At 65.2% G+C, this 16,462-nt stretch carries 12 protein-coding genes and 1 tRNA gene; all 13 read left to right on the top strand.

Annotated elements, in window-relative coordinates:
* The first annotated feature begins 160 nt into the window (after nucleotides 1-160).
* Nucleotides 161-236: transfer RNA gene (locus CEK69_RS19975), tRNA-Trp, on the top strand.
* Nucleotides 237-286: 50 nt separating this feature from the next.
* Complete coding sequence (gene secE, locus CEK69_RS19970) at nucleotides 287-700, top strand: preprotein translocase subunit SecE (protein WP_152247550.1); 414 nt, start codon at nucleotides 287-289, stop codon at nucleotides 698-700.
* A gap of 13 nt (nucleotides 701-713) precedes the next feature.
* Nucleotides 714-1,271 (top strand): transcription termination/antitermination protein NusG, encoded by a 558-nt coding sequence (gene nusG / locus CEK69_RS19965; RefSeq protein ID WP_010341344.1) that lies wholly within the window; start codon nucleotides 714-716, stop codon nucleotides 1,269-1,271.
* 200 nt (nucleotides 1,272-1,471) lie between these two features.
* Nucleotides 1,472-1,900 carry a 50S ribosomal protein L11 gene (rplK, locus tag CEK69_RS19960; protein WP_010341342.1) on the top strand — a complete coding sequence of 143 codons (429 nt, stop codon included), beginning with the start codon at nucleotides 1,472-1,474 and terminating at the stop codon, nucleotides 1,898-1,900.
* A 3-nt stretch (nucleotides 1,901-1,903) separates the two neighbouring features.
* Nucleotides 1,904-2,602 (top strand): 50S ribosomal protein L1, encoded by a 699-nt coding sequence (rplA, locus tag CEK69_RS19955; protein WP_017908392.1) that lies wholly within the window; start codon nucleotides 1,904-1,906, stop codon nucleotides 2,600-2,602.
* A gap of 480 nt (nucleotides 2,603-3,082) precedes the next feature.
* Complete coding sequence (gene rplJ, locus CEK69_RS19945) at nucleotides 3,083-3,625, top strand: 50S ribosomal protein L10 (RefSeq protein ID WP_010341340.1); 543 nt, start codon at nucleotides 3,083-3,085, stop codon at nucleotides 3,623-3,625.
* Nucleotides 3,626-3,688: 63 nt separating this feature from the next.
* Nucleotides 3,689-4,057: a 50S ribosomal protein L7/L12 gene (rplL, locus tag CEK69_RS19940; protein ID WP_010341338.1), complete on the top strand. Its 369-nt coding sequence runs from the start codon at nucleotides 3,689-3,691 to the stop codon at nucleotides 4,055-4,057.
* A 303-nt stretch (nucleotides 4,058-4,360) separates the two neighbouring features.
* The gene (rpoB, locus tag CEK69_RS19935) at nucleotides 4,361-8,512 is read left to right on the top strand and encodes a DNA-directed RNA polymerase subunit beta (protein WP_152247548.1); all 4,152 of its coding nucleotides are present in this window, start codon (nucleotides 4,361-4,363) and stop codon (nucleotides 8,510-8,512) included.
* 130 nt (nucleotides 8,513-8,642) lie between these two features.
* On the top strand, nucleotides 8,643-12,860 hold the full coding sequence (gene rpoC, locus CEK69_RS19930; protein ID WP_017908394.1) for a DNA-directed RNA polymerase subunit beta': 4,218 nt from the start codon (nucleotides 8,643-8,645) through the stop codon (nucleotides 12,858-12,860).
* 228 nt (nucleotides 12,861-13,088) lie between these two features.
* Nucleotides 13,089-13,463: a 30S ribosomal protein S12 gene (gene rpsL / locus CEK69_RS19925; RefSeq protein ID WP_003469157.1), complete on the top strand. Its 375-nt coding sequence runs from the start codon at nucleotides 13,089-13,091 to the stop codon at nucleotides 13,461-13,463.
* 12 nt (nucleotides 13,464-13,475) lie between these two features.
* Entirely contained in the window at nucleotides 13,476-13,943 is a 468-nt protein-coding gene (gene rpsG, locus CEK69_RS19920) for a 30S ribosomal protein S7 (RefSeq protein WP_010341334.1), read from the top strand.
* Between the two features lie 138 nt (nucleotides 13,944-14,081).
* Entirely contained in the window at nucleotides 14,082-16,172 is a 2,091-nt protein-coding gene (gene fusA, locus CEK69_RS19915) for an elongation factor G (protein ID WP_010341333.1), read from the top strand.
* 90 nt (nucleotides 16,173-16,262) lie between these two features.
* Nucleotides 16,263-16,462: GTP-binding protein (locus tag CEK69_RS19910; protein ID WP_255424834.1), on the top strand; the 200-nt coding region annotated here is incomplete at its 3' end.

Below are 16,462 nucleotides of genomic sequence, written 5' to 3'. Positions count from 1 at the left end.
TCCGGCGGCGCAGGCCGCCGGGCTCGACGGCAGGATGGCGGTCTCGGCCGCCGGAATCCGACGAGGTGCAGGCGGCTACGGCCGTCGGGTTCAGCGAAGGGCGGGCCGGAACCTTCGGTCCGCCTTCGCCGTCTCAGGGAAGTGCAGTCGTTCTTACTACACGCCAGTAGCTCAATTGGCAGAGCAGCGGTCTCCAAAACCGCAGGTTGGGGGTTCGAGTCCCTCCTGGCGTGCCAATCTGCCGCTCCCTATCCAGTGACCTCGGTCGCATAGCAGCAAGAGTCGGATGAACAGCAAGATCGAGCATTCCAAAGGCCCCGCCGCCTCTGTCGGTGGCGATATCGTCAAGTACGTCATCGCTGCGTTGCTGGTGGTCGCCGGCCTGTTTGTCTGGTTCTGGTTCGGCGATGCGAGCCGTGCTGCACAGCTGGGGAGTTGGTCCGGTCCGCTGCGCGGACTGGCGGTGGTCGCCGGCCTGGTCGCCGGTGTCGCGGTGTTCCTGTTGACCGCCAAAGGTCGCGAAGGCCGCGAGTTCCTGTCCGAATCCCGTTTCGAACTGCGCAAGGTGGTGTGGCCGACCCGCCAGGAAGCCATCCGCACCACCTGGGTGGTGATCGTGGTGGTGATCATTCTGAGTCTTTTGCTGGGCGGGTTCGATTTCCTGATCCAGAAGCTGATGCAGTGGTTCGTGAGCCGTTGAGGAGAGTGCAGCAGTGAAGCGTTGGTATGTCGTTCACGCCTATTCAGGCTTCGAGAAGTCCGTGGCCCAAGCGCTGCGCGACCGTATTGCGCGTGACGAGATGCAGGAGCGCTTCGGTGACGTGCTGGTGCCCACCGAGGAAGTGATCGAGATGCGCTCCGGCCAGAAGCGCCGTTCCGAGCGCAAGTTCTTCCCGGGTTACGTGCTGGTCCAGATCGAAACCCACGACGAAGGCGGCATTCCGCGCATCGACAACGAAAGCTGGCACCTGGTCAAGGAAACGCCGAAGGTGATGGGCTTCATCGGCGGTACCGCCGATCGTCCGCTGCCGATCCGCGACGAAGAGGCCGATGCGATCCTGCAGCGCGTTCAGGATGGTGTGGAGAAGCCGCGTCCGAAGGTGCTGTTCGAGCCGGGCCAGATGGTCCGCGTCACCGATGGTCCGTTCAACGACTTCAACGGCGTGGTCGAGGAAGTCAACTACGAGAAGAGCCGCCTGCGCGTGGCGGTGCTGATCTTCGGCCGTTCCACCCCGGTGGAGCTGGAATTCGGCCAGGTCGAGAAGGCCTGAGCCCGCCCCGGCGCGGCTGCGCCGGGCGCCAAAATCTCTGCTATACTGCGCGGCTCCCTGTCCAGGCAAGCCGCCGGGCAGAACGGAAGCCGCCGCGAGGCGGCTTTCTGCGCACTTCAAAAACGTGATGGCGGGACACGTGATTTTCCCGTCGCGATGGGGAGCCTGCGGTTTAGGCGCTAGCACCCGGAGACACTAAAATGGCAAAGAAAGTCGTCGGTTACATCAAGCTGCAGGTGAAGGCCGGTCAGGCCAACCCCTCGCCGCCGGTCGGTCCTGCGCTGGGTCAGCGTGGCCTGAACATCATGGAATTCTGCAAGGCGTTCAATGCCGCCACGCAGAAGCTGGAGCCGGGTCTGCCGACTCCGGTCATCATCACGGCCTATTCGGACCGTACCTTCACCTTCGTCACCAAGAGCACCCCGGCCAGCGTGCTGCTGAAGAAGGCCGCGGGCGTCAGCTCCGGCTCCAAGCGCCCGAACACCGAGAAGGTGGGCAAGGTGACCCGCAAGCAGCTCGAAGAGATCGCCAAGGCGAAAGAAGCCGACCTGACGGCGGCGGAGCTGGAAGCGGCGGTACGCACGATTGCGGGTTCCGCCCGCAGCATGGGCCTGACGGTGGAGGGTTAAGCAATGGCACAGACCAAGCGACAGAAAGCGATCCGTGCTGCCGTGCAGCCGGGCAAGGCGTATTCGATCGACGAAGCGCTGAAGATCGTCAAGACCACCAGCAAGGCCAAGTTCGTCGAAGCCGTCGACGTGGCCGTGCGCCTGGGCGTGGACGCGAAGAAGTCCGACCAGCAGGTGCGCGGTTCCACCGTGCTGCCGGCCGGTACCGGCAAGAGCGTGCGCGTGGCCGTGTTCGCCCCCGCCGGCGCCAAGGCCGATGAGGCGCTGGCCGCCGGTGCCGACGCCGTCGGCATGGACGACCTGGCCGAGAAGATGCAGGGCGGCGACCTGAACTACGACGTGGTCATCGCCACCCCGGACGCGATGCGCGTCGTCGGCAAGCTGGGCACCCTGCTGGGCCCGCGCGGCCTGATGCCGAACCCCAAGGTCGGCACCGTGTCCGCCAACCCGGCCGAAGCGGTCAAGAACGCCAAGTCGGGCCAGGTGCGCTACCGCACCGACAAGGCCGGCATCATCCACTGCACCATCGGCAAGGCCAGCTTCGAAGACGACGCGCTGAAGAGCAACCTGCAGGCGCTGCTGCTGGACCTGGTCAAGGCCAAGCCGGCGACCTCGAAGGGCACCTACCTGCAGAAGATCTCGGTGAGCTCGACCATGGGTCCGGGCGTCACCATCGATCAGGCTTCGCTGTCCCTGAAGTAATCGCAACACGGCGCCGCCCGACAGGTGCGGCGCCGGTGTCACCCTTTTGAAGGCGTCGCCCGGGGCAACCCGACGCGAAGCCGTCAAAGACCGCAGGCGCGGTCTGCGCACACCGACGACGGGCACGGAAGCTCGACACGGCAAGGAGTCGCCGTCGGTACAGCGGGATCGCTTAATCAGCCCCTCGGGGCCAGCCGGCGTAGATGGTGCCGCCTTTCTGGAGTTTTTCTGGTGCAGGCCAGCCCGGTGTTCCGGGCGCGCTCACTCCAGGTCTGGAACGGCCACCAACTGGGATGCCATGCGGCATCCCCGGCATCCAGGATGGAGGCCGCCCAGGACCGCAAGCGGCAGGAGCCGCGAGCGGAGTAAGTTTGAAGCAGGGATTCGGGATTCGGGATTGGGGATTGGCAAGAGCGGCGTATCGCTCCTGACGCATCCCAGGTCGCGCATTTCAACTCCCGGCTTTAACGGAGGAGTGCAATGGCTCTCAATCTGTCCCAGAAGCAAGAAGTCGTCGCCGAACTGGCCGACGTCGCCGCGAAGGCCCACTCCTTGGTTGCTGCCGAGTACGCCGGCATCACGGTCTCGCAAATGACCGCGATGCGCAAGAAGGCGCGCGAAACCGGTGTGTACTTGCGTGTTGTCAAGAACACCCTGGCCGCGCGTGCCGTTGCCGGTACCGAATACGAGTGCGTCCAGGACGCGCTGGTCGGTCCGCTGCTGTATGCGTTCTCGACGGAAGAACCCGGCGCTGCCGGTCGTCTGATCAAGGAATTCGCCAAGGGTAACGACAAGCTGCAGGCCAAGGTCGTGTCGCTGGGTGGTCAGCTGTATCCGGCCGCTCATCTCGAGGTGTTGGCGTCGCTGCCGACCCGCGAGCAGGCGCTGGCCATGCTGGCACGCGTCCTGGCCGAGCCGGCGAGCATGTTCGCCCGTGCGGTCAAGGCCGTGGGCGACAAGCAGGGTGGCGGCGACGCCGCGCCCGCCGACGCCGAAGCGGAAGCCCCGGCCGAAACGGCTTAAGTTCGCGACACCTGAAACGGTTCACTAGAACCTCATCCAGAAAAAATTCCAAAGGTAATCACAATGTCCCTGTCTAACGAGCAGATCGTCGACGCAATCGCCGAAAAGACCCTCATGGAAGTGATGGAGCTGGTCAAGGCCATCGAAGACAAGTTCGGCGTCTCCGCCGCCGCCCCGGTCGCCGCTGCCGGTCCGGCCGTGGCCGCCGCCCCGGTCGAAGAGCAGACCGAGTTCAACGTCATCCTGATCGATGCCGGCGCCAAGAAGGTCGACGTCATCAAGGCCGTCCGCGCCATCACCGGCCTGGGCCTGAAGGAAGCCAAGGACCTCACCGAGGCCGGCGGCGTCCTGAAGGAAGCCGTGTCGAAGGAAGACGCCGACAAGTTCAAGAAGGACCTGGAAGCCGCTGGCGCGAAGGTCGAAGTCAAGTAAGCAGTCCCTTGCATCGCCAGCCGTTCAAGGCGATGCACTGAAGGCTGGGGGCGAAAGCCCCCGGCCTTTGGCCGTTTCAGGCGGGAACCGGGAATCGGGAATGGAGAATCGGAACAGCCACGCTACGTGCGCTCCACGATTCCCCTTTCTCCATTCCCCAGTCCCCGCTTCACCACCGAGTTGGTAGTTGGAAGTAGCGGGAGAAGGCGTGCTGGTGCCGGCAATACCAGCGACTTCCAACTGACAATTTATGTTCACTCAGGGCCGCGGACGCGTGGCCCGCATCAGCCAAGGTGATACCTCATGACGTCTTATTCGTTCACCGAAAAGAAGCGTATCCGCAAGGACTTCGGCAAGCAGCGCTCGATCCTCGAAGTGCCGTTCCTGCTCGCCATCCAGGTGGATTCCTACCGCGAATTCCTGCAGGAGAACACCGACCCGAACAAGCGTTCGGACCACGGCCTGCACGCGGCCCTGAAATCGGTGTTCCCGATCTCCAGCTACAGCGGCAACGCGGCGCTGGAGTACGTCGGCTACAAGCTCGGCGAACCGGTGTTCGACGAGCGTGAATGCCGCCAGCGCGGCATGAGCTACGGCGCGCCGCTGCGCGTGACCGTGCGCCTGGTGATCTACGACCGCGAGTCCTCGACCAAGGCGATCAAGTACGTCAAGGAGCAGGAGGTCTACCTCGGCGAAATCCCGCTGATGACCGACAACGGCACCTTCATCGTCAACGGCACCGAGCGCGTCATCGTTTCGCAGCTGCACCGTTCGCCGGGCGTGTTCTTCGACCACGACCGCGGCAAGACCCACAGCTCGGGCAAGCTGCTGTACAGCGCACGCATCATTCCGTACCGCGGCTCCTGGCTGGACTTCGAGTTCGACCCGAAGGACGCGCTGTTCACCCGTATCGACCGCCGCCGCAAGCTGCCGGTGTCGATCCTGCTGCGCGCGCTCGGCTACTCGAACGAGGAGATGCTGTCCGAGTTCTTCGAGATCAACACCTTCCACATCGACCCGAAGGAAGGCGTGCAGCTGGAGCTGGTGCCCGAGCGCCTGCGCGGCGAGACCCTGAACTTCGATCTGGCCGACGGCGACAAGGTCATCGTCGAAGCCGGCAAGCGCATCACCGCGCGCCACGTCAAGCAGCTCGAAGCCTCCGGCATCGCCGCGCTGGCCGTGCCCGACGAGTACCTGGTCGGCCGCATCGTGTCGCACGACGTGGTCGATGCCTCGACCGGCGAACTGCTGGCCAGCGCCAACGACGAAATCAGCGAAGATCAGCTGACCGCGTTCCGCAAGGCCGGCGTCGATGCCGTGGGCACGCTGTGGGTCAACGACCTGGATCGCGGCCCGTACCTGTCCAACACCCTGCGCATCGATCCGACCAAGACCCAGCTCGAGGCGCTGGTCGAGATCTACCGCATGATGCGTCCGGGCGAGCCGCCGACCAAGGACGCCGCGCAGAACCTGTTCCACAACCTGTTCTTCACCTTCGAGCGCTACGACCTGTCCACGGTCGGCCGCATGAAGTTCAACCGCCGTGTCGGCCGCAAGGAAGTCACCGGCGAGTCGGTGCTGTACGACAAGAAGTACTTCGGCGAGCGCAACGACGAGGAGTCCAAGCGCCTGGTCGCCGAGCACGCCGACAGCTCCGACATCCTGGACGTGATCAAGGTCCTGACCGAGATCCGCAACGGCCGCGGCGTGGTCGACGACATCGACCACCTGGGCAACCGTCGCGTGCGTTCGGTCGGCGAAATGGCCGAGAACGTGTTCCGCGTGGGCCTGGTCCGCGTCGAGCGCGCGGTCAAGGAGCGTCTGTCGATGGCCGAGTCCGAAGGCCTGACCCCGCAGGAACTGATCAACGCCAAGCCGGTGGCCGCCGCGATCAAGGAGTTCTTCGGCTCCTCGCAGCTGTCGCAGTTCATGGACCAGAACAACCCGCTGTCGGAAGTGACGCACAAGCGTCGCGTCTCCGCGCTGGGTCCGGGCGGTCTGACCCGCGAGCGCGCCGGCTTCGAAGTGCGCGACGTGCATCCGACCCACTACGGCCGCGTCTGCACCATCGAAACGCCGGAAGGCCCGAACATCGGCCTGATCAACTCGCTGGCGGTGTATGCCCGCACCAACCAGTACGGCTTCCTCGAGACGCCGTACCGTAAGGTTGTGGACGGCCAGATCACCGACGAAGTCGAATACCTGTCGGCGATCGAAGAGAACGAGTACGTCATCGCCCAGGCCAACGCGCTGCACGATGCCAAGAGCCGCCTGACCGAGCAGTTCGTGCCGTGCCGCTACCAGGGCGAGTCGCTGCTGAAGCCGCCGGCGGAAGTGCACTTCATGGACGTGTCGCCGATGCAGACCGTGTCGATCGCGGCCGCGCTGGTGCCGTTCCTGGAGCACGATGACGCCAACCGCGCACTGATGGGCGCGAACATGCAGCGCCAGGCCGTGCCGACGCTGCGTGCGCAGAAGCCGCTGGTCGGTACCGGCATCGAGCGCGCCGTGGCGCGCGACTCGGGCGTGACCGTGAACGCCCGCCGTGGCGGCGTGATCGAGCAGATCGACGCCGGCCGCATCGTGGTCAAGGTCAATGAGGCCGAGATCGGCGGCGGCACCGACGCCGGCGTCGACATCTACAACCTGATCAAGTACACCCGCTCCAACCAGAACACCTGCATCAACCAGCGTCCGCTGGTCAACGTGGGCGACGTGATCGCGCGCGGCGACGTGCTGGCCGACGGCCCCTCGACCGACATCGGCGAGCTGGCCCTGGGCCAGAACATGCTGATCGCGTTCATGCCGTGGAACGGCTACAACTTCGAAGACTCCATCCTGCTCTCCGAGCGCGTGGTGGAAGAGGATCGCTACACCACGATCCACATCGAAGAGCTGACCTGCGTGGCGCGCGACACCAAGCTGGGACCGGAGGAAATCTCCGCCGACATCCCCAACGTGTCCGAGCAGGCGCTGAACCGTCTGGACGAGAGCGGCGTGGTGTACATCGGTGCGGAAGTGCGCGCCGGCGACATCATGGTCGGCAAGGTCACGCCGAAGGGCGAGAGCCAGCTGACCCCGGAAGAGAAGCTGCTGCGCGCGATCTTCGGCGAGAAGGCCTCGGACGTGAAGGACAGCTCGCTGCGCGTGCCGCCGGGCATGGACGGCACCGTCATCGACGTGCAGGTATTCACCCGCGACGGCATCGAGAAGGACAAGCGCGCCCGCCAGATCGAGGAAAACGAGATCAAGCGGGTCAAGAAGGACTTCGACGACCAGTTCCGCATCCTCGAGAGCGCGATCTATGCGCGTCTGCGTGGCCAGCTGATCGGCAAGGTCGCCAACGGCGGTCCGAACCTGAAGAAGGGCGACACCATCAGCGACGCCTACCTGGACGGCCTGAAGAAGTCCGACTGGTTCGCGTTGCGCATGAAGGACGAGGACGCCTCCGAGGCGATCGAGCGCGCGCAGAAGCAGATCCAGGCGCACGAGAAGGAGTTCGAGCGTCGCTTCGCCGACAAGCGCGGCAAGATCACCGCTGGCGACGACCTCGCCCCGGGCGTGCTGAAAATGGTCAAGGTGTTCCTGGCGGTGAAGCGCCGCATCCAGCCCGGCGACAAGATGGCCGGTCGCCACGGCAACAAGGGTGTCGTGTCGATGATCCAGCCGATCGAGGACATGCCGTACATGGCCAACGGCGAGACCGTGGACATCGTGCTGAACCCGCTGGGCGTGCCGTCGCGTATGAACATCGGCCAGGTGCTGGAAGTGCACCTGGGCTGGGCCGCCAAGGGCCTGGGTCGCAAGATCCAGAACATGCTCGAGGCCCAGGCCAAGGTCGCCGACCTGCGCAAGTTCCTGGCGCAGATCTACAACCACGACCAGAAGCTGGGCGAGGACCGCGTGGATCTGGACCAGTTCAGCGACGCGGAACTGCTGGCGTTGTCGAAGAACCTGACCGACGGCGTGCCGATGGCCACCCCGGTGTTCGACGGTGCCACCGAGGCCGAGATCAAGCACATGCTCGAACTCGCCGACCTGCCGATCAGCGGCCAGACCCAGCTGTACGACGGCCGCACCGGCGAGGCGTTCGATCGCCATACCACGGTGGGCTACATGCACATGCTGAAGCTGAACCACCTGGTCGACGACAAGATGCACGCGCGCTCCACCGGCCCGTACTCGCTGGTCACCCAGCAGCCGCTGGGCGGCAAGGCGCAGTTCGGCGGCCAGCGCTTCGGCGAAATGGAAGTCTGGGCGCTGGAAGCCTACGGCGCGGCCTACACCCTGCAGGAAATGCTGACGGTGAAGTCCGACGACGTGCAGGGCCGCAACCAGATGTACAAGAACATCGTCGACGGCGAGCACGAGATGGTCGCCGGCATGCCGGAGTCCTTCAACGTGCTGGTGAAGGAAATCCGCTCGCTGGCGATCAACATGGAACTGGAAGACTGAGGGCAGGGAATGAGGAGTCGGGACTAGGAAACCGCCCGGGCGTTTGCCCACAGGCCGCCGGCGTTTCCTGTCCCGCCTCTCCGCTTCCAACGATTCCCTATTCGCTATTCCCGATTCCCGGAGAAATCAAATGAAAGACCTGCTCAACCTCTTCAACCAGCAGCGCCAGACGCTGGACTTCGACGCGATCAAGATCGCGCTGGCCTCGCCGGACCTGATCCGTTCGTGGTCCTTCGGCGAAGTGAAGAAGCCGGAAACCATCAACTACCGGACCTTCAAGCCCGAGCGCGACGGCCTGTTCTGCGCCGCCATCTTCGGCCCGATCAAGGACTACGAGTGCCTGTGCGGCAAGTACAAGCGCATGAAGCACCGCGGCGTGGTCTGCGAGAAGTGCGGCACCGAAGTGACCCTGGCCAAGGTGCGCCGCGAGCGCATGGGCCACATCGACCTGGCCTCGCCGGTCGCGCACATCTGGTTCCTGAAGTCGCTGCCGTCGCGCATCGGCCTGATGCTGGACATGACCCTGCGCGACATCGAGCGCGTGCTGTACTTCGAAGCCTACGTGGTGACCGAGCCGGGCCTGACCGCCCTGGAGCGCCGCCAGCTGCTGACCGAAGAACAGTACCTGACCGCGCGCCAGGAGCACGGCGACGACTTCGACGCCGCCATGGGCGCCGAGGCCGTGTACGAACTGCTGCGCACCATCGACCTGCAGTCGGAGATGACCCGCCTGCGCGAAGAGATCGCCAGCACCGGTTCGGAAACCAAGCTCAAGCGTCTGACCAAGCGCATCAAGCTGATCGAGGCCTTCATCGAGTCCGGCAACCGTCCGGAGTGGATGGTGATGACCGTGCTGCCGGTGCTGCCGCCGGATCTGCGTCCGCTGGTGCCGCTGGATGGCGGCCGCTTCGCGACCTCCGATCTGAACGATCTGTACCGCCGCGTCATCAACCGCAACAACCGCCTGCGCCGCCTGCTCGAGCTGAACGCGCCGGACATCATCGTGCGCAACGAAAAGCGCATGCTGCAGGAATCGGTCGATGCGTTGCTGGACAACGGCCGTCGCGGCCGTGCCATCACCGGCACCAACAAGCGCCCGCTGAAGTCGCTGGCCGACATGATCAAGGGCAAGCAGGGCCGGTTCCGCCAGAACCTGCTCGGCAAGCGCGTGGACTACTCCGGCCGTTCGGTGATCGTGGTCGGCCCGACCCTGCGCCTGCACGAGTGCGGCCTGCCGAAGAAGATGGCGCTGGAGCTGTTCAAGCCGTTCGTGTTCGCCAAGCTGCAGCGTCGCGGCCTGGCCACCACCATCAAGGCCGCCAAGAAGCTGGTCGAGCGCGAAGAAGCCGAGGTCTGGGACATCCTGGAAGAGGTGATCCGCGAGCACCCGGTGCTGCTGAACCGTGCGCCGACCCTGCACCGTCTGGGCATCCAGGCGTTCGAGCCGGTGCTGATCGAAGGCAAGGCGATCCAGCTGCACCCGCTGGTCTGCACCGCGTTCAACGCCGACTTCGACGGTGACCAGATGGCCGTGCACGTGCCGCTGTCGCTGGAAGCGCAGCTGGAAGCGCGCGCGCTGATGATGTCCACCAACAACATCCTGTCGCCGGCCAACGGCGAGCCGATCATCGTGCCGTCGCAGGACGTGGTGCTGGGTCTGTACTACATGACCCGCGCGCTGGAGAACAAGAAGGGCGAGGGCATGGTCTTCGCCAACATCGCCGAAGTGAAGCGCGCCTACGACAACCGTGCGGTCGAACTGCACGCCAAGGTCAAGGTCCGCATCACCGAGACGGTGATCGACGAGGACGGCAACCGCACCAAGAAGGCCTCGATCGTGGACACCACGATCGGGCGCGCGCTGCTGGCCGAGATCCTGCCGGAAGGCCTGCCGTTCGCGCTGGCCAACACCGAGCTGACCAAGAAGAACATCAGCCGCCTGATCAACTCCAGCTACCGTCAGCTGGGTCTGAAGGACAGCGTCGTGTTCGCCGACAAGCTGATGTACACCGGCTTCGCCTACGCGACCCGCGCCGGCGTGTCGATCGGCATCGACGACATGCTGATCCCGTCGGAGAAGAAGGGCATCCTCGGCGAAGCCGAGCAGGAAGTGCTGGAAATCCAGGAGCAGTACCAGTCCGGTCTGGTCACCGCCGGCGAGCGCTACAACAAGGTCGTGGACATCTGGTCGCGCACCAACGAGCGCATCGCCAAGGCGATGATGGACACCATCGGCACCGAGAAGGTGGTCAACGCCAAGGGCGAGACCATCGACCAGAAGTCGATGAACTCGCTGTACATCATGGCCGACTCCGGCGCGCGTGGTTCGCAGGCGCAGATCCGTCAGCTGGCCGGCATGCGCGGCCTGATGGCCCGCCCGGACGGCTCGATCATCGAGACGCCGATCAAGGCGAACTTCCGCGAAGGCCTGAACGTGCAGGAGTACTTCAACTCCACCCACGGTGCCCGTAAGGGTCTGGCCGATACCGCGCTGAAGACCGCCAACTCCGGTTACCTGACCCGTCGCCTGGTCGACGTGGCGCAGGACGTGGTGATCACCGAGCCGGATTGCGGCACCACCGACGGCCTGACCATGACCCCGATCGTGGAAGGCGGCGACGTGGTCGAGCCGTTGCGCGACCGCGTGCTCGGCCGCGTGGTGGCCGAGGACGTGTTCCTGCCGGGCAACGACGAGGATCCGATCGTCACCCGCAACACCCTGCTCGACGAGCAGTGGGTGGCCAAGCTGGAAGAGGCCGGCGTGCAGTCGGTCAAGGTCCGCTCGACCATCACCTGCGAATCGGCGTTCGGCGTGTGCGCGCGCTGCTACGGCCGCGACCTGGCCCGTGGCCACCTGGTCAACATCGGCGAAGCGGTCGGCGTCATCGCCGCGCAGTCGATCGGCGAGCCGGGTACCCAGCTGACCATGCGTACCTTCCACATCGGCGGCGCGGCTTCGCGTGCGGCGGCGGTGGACAACATCACGGTCAAGACCACCGGTTCGATCAAGTTCAACAACCTCAAGTCGGTCGAGCACGCCAACGGTTCGCTGGTGGCGGTGTCGCGTTCGGGCGAACTGTCGGTGCTCGACGGCCACGGCCGCGAGCGCGAGCGCTACAAGCTGCCGTACGGCGCCACCATCACCGCCAAGGACGGTGACGCGGTCAAGGCCGGCCAGTCGGTGGCGAACTGGGATCCGCACAACCACCCGATCGTGTCGGAAGTGGCCGGTTTCATCCGCTTCATCGACTTCATCGACGGCGTCACCGTCATCGAGAAGACCGACGAACTGACCGGCCTGGCCTCGCGCGAGATCACCGATCCGAAGCGTCGCGGCACCCAGGCCAAGGACCTGCGCCCGATCGTGCGCATCGTCGACGCCAAGGGCAACGACCTGACCATCCCGGGCACCGATCTGCCGGCGCAGTACCTGCTGCCGCCGCGCTCGATCGTCAACCTGCAGGACGGCGCGCCGGTCGGCGTGGGCGACGTGGTCGCCAAGATCCCGCAGGAAGCGTCCAAGACCCGCGACATCACCGGTGGTCTGCCGCGCGTGGCCGACCTGTTCGAAGCGCGCAAGCCGAAGGATCCGGCGATCCTGGCCGAGCGTTCGGGCATCATCAGCTTCGGCAAGGACACCAAGGGCAAGCAGCGCCTGATCATCAAGGACACCGACGGGTCGGAGCACGAAGAGCTGATCCCGAAGTACCGCCAGATCATCGTGTTCGAAGGCGAGCACGTGGCCAAGGGCGAAACCGTGGTGGACGGCGAGCCGAGCCCGCAGGACATCCTGCGTCTGCTGGGCGTCGAGCCGCTGGCCGCGTACCTGGTCAAGGAAATCCAGGACGTGTACCGCCTGCAGGGCGTGAAGATCAACGACAAGCACATCGAGGTCATCACCCGGCAGATGCTGCGCAAGGTCGAGATCACCGACCAGGGCAACAGCAAGTTCCTCAACGGCGAGCAGGCCGAGCGCCAGCGCGTCATCGAGGAGAATGCCCGCCTGGTGACCCGCAACGAGCTGCCGGCCAAGTACGAGCCGGTGCTGCTGGGCATCACCAAGGCCTCGCTGGCGACCGAGTCGTTCATCTCGGCCGCGTCGTTCCAGGAGACCACCCGCGTCCTCACCGAGGCGGCGGTCCGCGGCACCAGCGACACGCTGCGCGGCCTGAAGGAAAACGTGATCGTGGGTCGCCTGATCCCGGCCGGTACCGGCCTGGCGTACCACAACACGCGCCGCCGCAACGCCAGCGGCCTGACCGAGTCGGAGATGCAGACCCTGTCCGGCGGCAGCGCCGAGCCGGCGGTCGAGACCTCCGCCCCGGCGGCTGCCGGCAGCGAAGAGTAAGCAGCACGCCGGACCGGTCCCGCCCGCGGCGCCGGTCTACCACGCGAAAGGGGGCGCAGCGGAAGCGCCCCGTATTCCGGCCCCGGATGGGCCAGCAAGTAAAAATTCCGTTGTGTTGACGGCGCTTTGACTTGCCCGCTATACTTTCCTGTCTCGGCAGGCCGTCCTTCGGCCTGCCTTCGTTTTCACGCATCCAGGCCCGACGGCCTCAATCAGAAGAATCCACTGATGGCGACGATCAACCAGCTGGTCCGCAAGCCGCGGCAGGCGACCACCTACAAGAGCGCCTCTCCGGCGCTGGACAAGTGCCCGCAGCGCCGTGGCGTCTGCACGCGCGTGTACACCACCACCCCGAAGAAGCCGAACTCGGCCCTGCGCAAGGTCGCCAAGGTGCGCCTGACCAACCAGGAAGAGGTCATCAGCTACATCGGCGGCGAAGGCCATAACCTGCAGGAGCACTCCGTGGTCCTGATCCGCGGCGGCCGCGTCAAGGATCTGCCGGGCGTGCGCTACCACACCGTGCGCGGTTCGCTCGACGCCGCCGGCGTTGCCAAGCGTCGCCAGGGTCGTTCCAAGTACGGCGCCAAGCGCCCGAAGAGCTAAGGGAAAGTACACATGTCTCGTAAAGGTAATACGCCGCAGCGCGCCGTTCTCCCGGACCCCAAGCACGGGAGCGAAACCATCGCCCGCTTCATCAACATGGTGATGCTGAGCGGCAAGAAGTCGGTCGCCGAAAAGATCGTGTACGGCGCGATGGACGTGATCGGCGAGAAGAACCCCAACGCCATCGAGCTGGTGCAGAAGGCGCTGGACAACGTCGCTCCGGCGGTCGAAGTCAAGTCCCGCCGCGTCGGCGGTGCCACCTACCAGGTGCCGGTCGAGGTGCGTTCCTCCCGTCGCATGGCGCTGGCGATGCGTTGGCTGATCGACTCGGCGCGCAAGCGCGGCGAGAACTCGATGCCGCGCAAGCTCGCGGCCGAGCTGGTCGATGCTTCGGAAAACCGTGGCGGCGCCATCAAGAAGCGCGAAGAGACTCACCGCATGGCGGAAGCGAACAAGGCGTTCGCGCACTACCGCTGGTGACCTTCCGGGCCTTGGAAACGGGGCCCGCTGGCACCATCTGAGTGCCGCTAGCCGCGCCGTTGCGCGTGGCACAAATCCGAAGGCCGCCGCAAGGCGGCGTTCGGCCATCCGAAATCCAAGAAATTTGAGAGGCTCCCTGTGGCCCGTACCACTCCCATCGAGCGTTACCGCAACTTCGGCATCATGGCTCACATCGATGCCGGCAAGACCACCACCTCCGAACGCATCCTGTTCTACACCGGCGTCAGCCACAAGATCGGCGAGGTGCATGACGGTGCCGCGACGATGGACTGGATGGAGCAGGAGCAGGAGCGTGGCATCACGATCACCTCCGCGGCCACCACCGCGTTCTGGACCGGCATGGACAAGTCCATGCCGCAGCACCGCTTCAACATCATCGACACCCCCGGGCACGTGGACTTCACCATCGAAGTCGAGCGCTCGCTGCGCGTGCTCGACGGTGCGGTGTTCGTGCTGTGCGCGGTCGGCGGCGTGCAGCCGCAGTCCGAGACCGTGTGGCGTCAGGCCAACAAGTACGCGGTGCCGCGTCTGGCGTTCGTCAACAAGATGGACCGCACCGGCGCCAACTTCGACAAGGTCGTCGAGCAGCTGAAGGCCCGCCTGGGCGCCTACCCGGTGCCGATGCAGGTGCCGATCGGCGCCGAAGACGGCTTCGAGGGCGTGGTCGACCTGGTCAAGATGAAGGCGATCCACTGGGATACCGCCTCGCAGGGCACCGTGTTCGAATACCGCGACATCCCCGCGCACCTGGTCGACAAGGCCACCGAAGCGCGCGCGTTCATGGTCGAGGCCGCGGCCGAAGCCAACGAAGACCTGATGGACAAGTACCTCAACGAGGGCGACCTGTCCGAGGCCGAGATCCTGGGCGGTCTGCGCGAGCGCACCCTGAAGGTGGAAGTGGTGCCGGTGTACTGCGGTACCGCGTTCAAGAACAAGGGCGTGCAGGCCATGCTCGACGGCGTGATCCAGCTGCTGCCGTCGCCCAGCGACCGTCCGCCGGTCAAGGGCATCGACGAGGACGAGAAGGAAGACAGCCGTCCGGCCACCGACAACGCCCCGTTCTCGGCGCTGGCGTTCAAGATCATGACCGACCCGTTCGTCGGCTCGCTGACCTTCTTCCGCGTCTACTCGGGCACGCTGAACTCCGGCGACCAGGTGTACAACCCGGTCAAGTCGAAGAAGGAGCGCGTGGGTCGCATCCTGCAGATGCACTCCAACAACCGCGAAGAGATCAAGGAAGTGCGCGCGGGCGACATCGCCGCGGCGGTGGGCCTGAAGGACGTCACCACCGGCGACACGCTGTGCGCGCAGGACCACATCATCACCCTGGAGCGCATGGTGTTCCCGGAGCCGGTGATCTCGATGGCGGTCGAGCCGAAGACCAAGTCGGACCAGGAAAAGATGGGCATCGCGCTGAGCCGTCTGGCGCAGGAAGATCCCTCGTTCCGCGTCAACACCGACGAAGAGTCCGGCCAGACCATCATCCGCGGCATGGGCGAGCTGCACCTGGAAATCATCGTCGACCGCATGAAGCGCGAGTTCAACGTCGAAGCCAACGTCGGCAAGCCGCAGGTGGCCTACCGCGAGACCATCCGCAAGGCGGTCAAGCAGGAAGGCAAGTTCGTGCGTCAGTCCGGCGGTAAGGGCCAGTACGGTCACGTGGTGCTCGAGATCGAGCCGCAGGAACGCGGCCAGGGCTACACCTTCGAGAACGCGATCGTCGGCGGCGTGGTGCCGAAGGAATACATCCCGGCGGTGGACAAGGGCATCCAGGAAGCGGTGGCCAACGGCGTGATGGCCGGCTACCCGATCGTGGACGTCAAGGTGCGCCTGATCGACGGTTCGTACCACGACGTCGACTCGTCGGAAATGGCGTTCAAGATCGCGGGCTCGATGGGCTTCAAGGAAGGCTTCAACAAGGCCAACCCGGTGCTGCTGGAGCCGATCATGAAGGTCGAGATCGTCACCCCGGAGGATTACCTGGGCGACGTGATGGGCGACGTGAGCCGTCGTCGCGGCATCCTGCAGGGCCAGGACGACAGCCCGTCGGGCAAGGTGATCAACGCGATGGTGCCGCTGGGCGAAATGTTCGGCTACGCCACCACGCTGCGCTCGATGTCGCAGGGTCGCGCCACCTTCTCGATGGAGTTCGACCACTACGCCGAAGCGCCGGCCAACATCGCCGACTCGGTCATCAAGAAGAACTGAGATTAGAGCGACGGGATGCGTGCCGCGGACCCGATCCGCGCCGCATCCCGCTCGCTCGTCCCCCAATACGAATCACGAGGTAGAGAAGACATGGCAAAGGGTAAGTTCGAGCGCACCAAGCCGCACGTCAACGTCGGCACCATCGGTCACGTCGACCACGGCAAGACCACGCTGACCGCGGCGCTGACCAAGATCGGCGCAGAGCGCTTCGGCGGCGAGTTCAAGGCGTACGACGCGATCACCGAGAGGCCGATGATGCAGACGCGGGGCCATACTACTACGACGCGCAC

The organism is Xanthomonas sp. LMG 12462, from assembly GCF_009192885.1.
Taxonomy (GTDB): Bacteria; Pseudomonadota; Gammaproteobacteria; order Xanthomonadales; family Xanthomonadaceae; genus Xanthomonas_A; species Xanthomonas_A sontii.
Note: the sequence above shows the minus strand (reverse complement) of the source record. Positions and strands in the feature narration are given on the sequence as shown.

What these genes read in the sequence shown, in the direction of transcription:
- rpoC (WP_017908394.1), top strand. Translation starts at nt 8,643, where the DNA reads ATGAAAGACCTGCTCAACCTCTTCAACCAGCAGCGCCAGACGCTGGAC.
- rpoB (WP_152247548.1), top strand. Translation starts at nt 4,361, where the DNA reads ATGACGTCTTATTCGTTCACCGAAAAGAAGCGTATCCGCAAGGACTTC.
- rpsL (WP_003469157.1), top strand. Translation starts at nt 13,089, where the DNA reads ATGGCGACGATCAACCAGCTGGTCCGCAAGCCGCGGCAGGCGACCACC.
- rplJ (WP_010341340.1), top strand. Translation starts at nt 3,083, where the DNA reads ATGGCTCTCAATCTGTCCCAGAAGCAAGAAGTCGTCGCCGAACTGGCC.
- rplA (WP_017908392.1), top strand. Translation starts at nt 1,904, where the DNA reads ATGGCACAGACCAAGCGACAGAAAGCGATCCGTGCTGCCGTGCAGCCG.
- secE (WP_152247550.1), top strand. Translation starts at nt 287, where the DNA reads ATGAACAGCAAGATCGAGCATTCCAAAGGCCCCGCCGCCTCTGTCGGT.
- rpsG (WP_010341334.1), top strand. Translation starts at nt 13,476, where the DNA reads ATGTCTCGTAAAGGTAATACGCCGCAGCGCGCCGTTCTCCCGGACCCC.
- rplL (WP_010341338.1), top strand. Translation starts at nt 3,689, where the DNA reads ATGTCCCTGTCTAACGAGCAGATCGTCGACGCAATCGCCGAAAAGACC.
- rplK (WP_010341342.1), top strand. Translation starts at nt 1,472, where the DNA reads ATGGCAAAGAAAGTCGTCGGTTACATCAAGCTGCAGGTGAAGGCCGGT.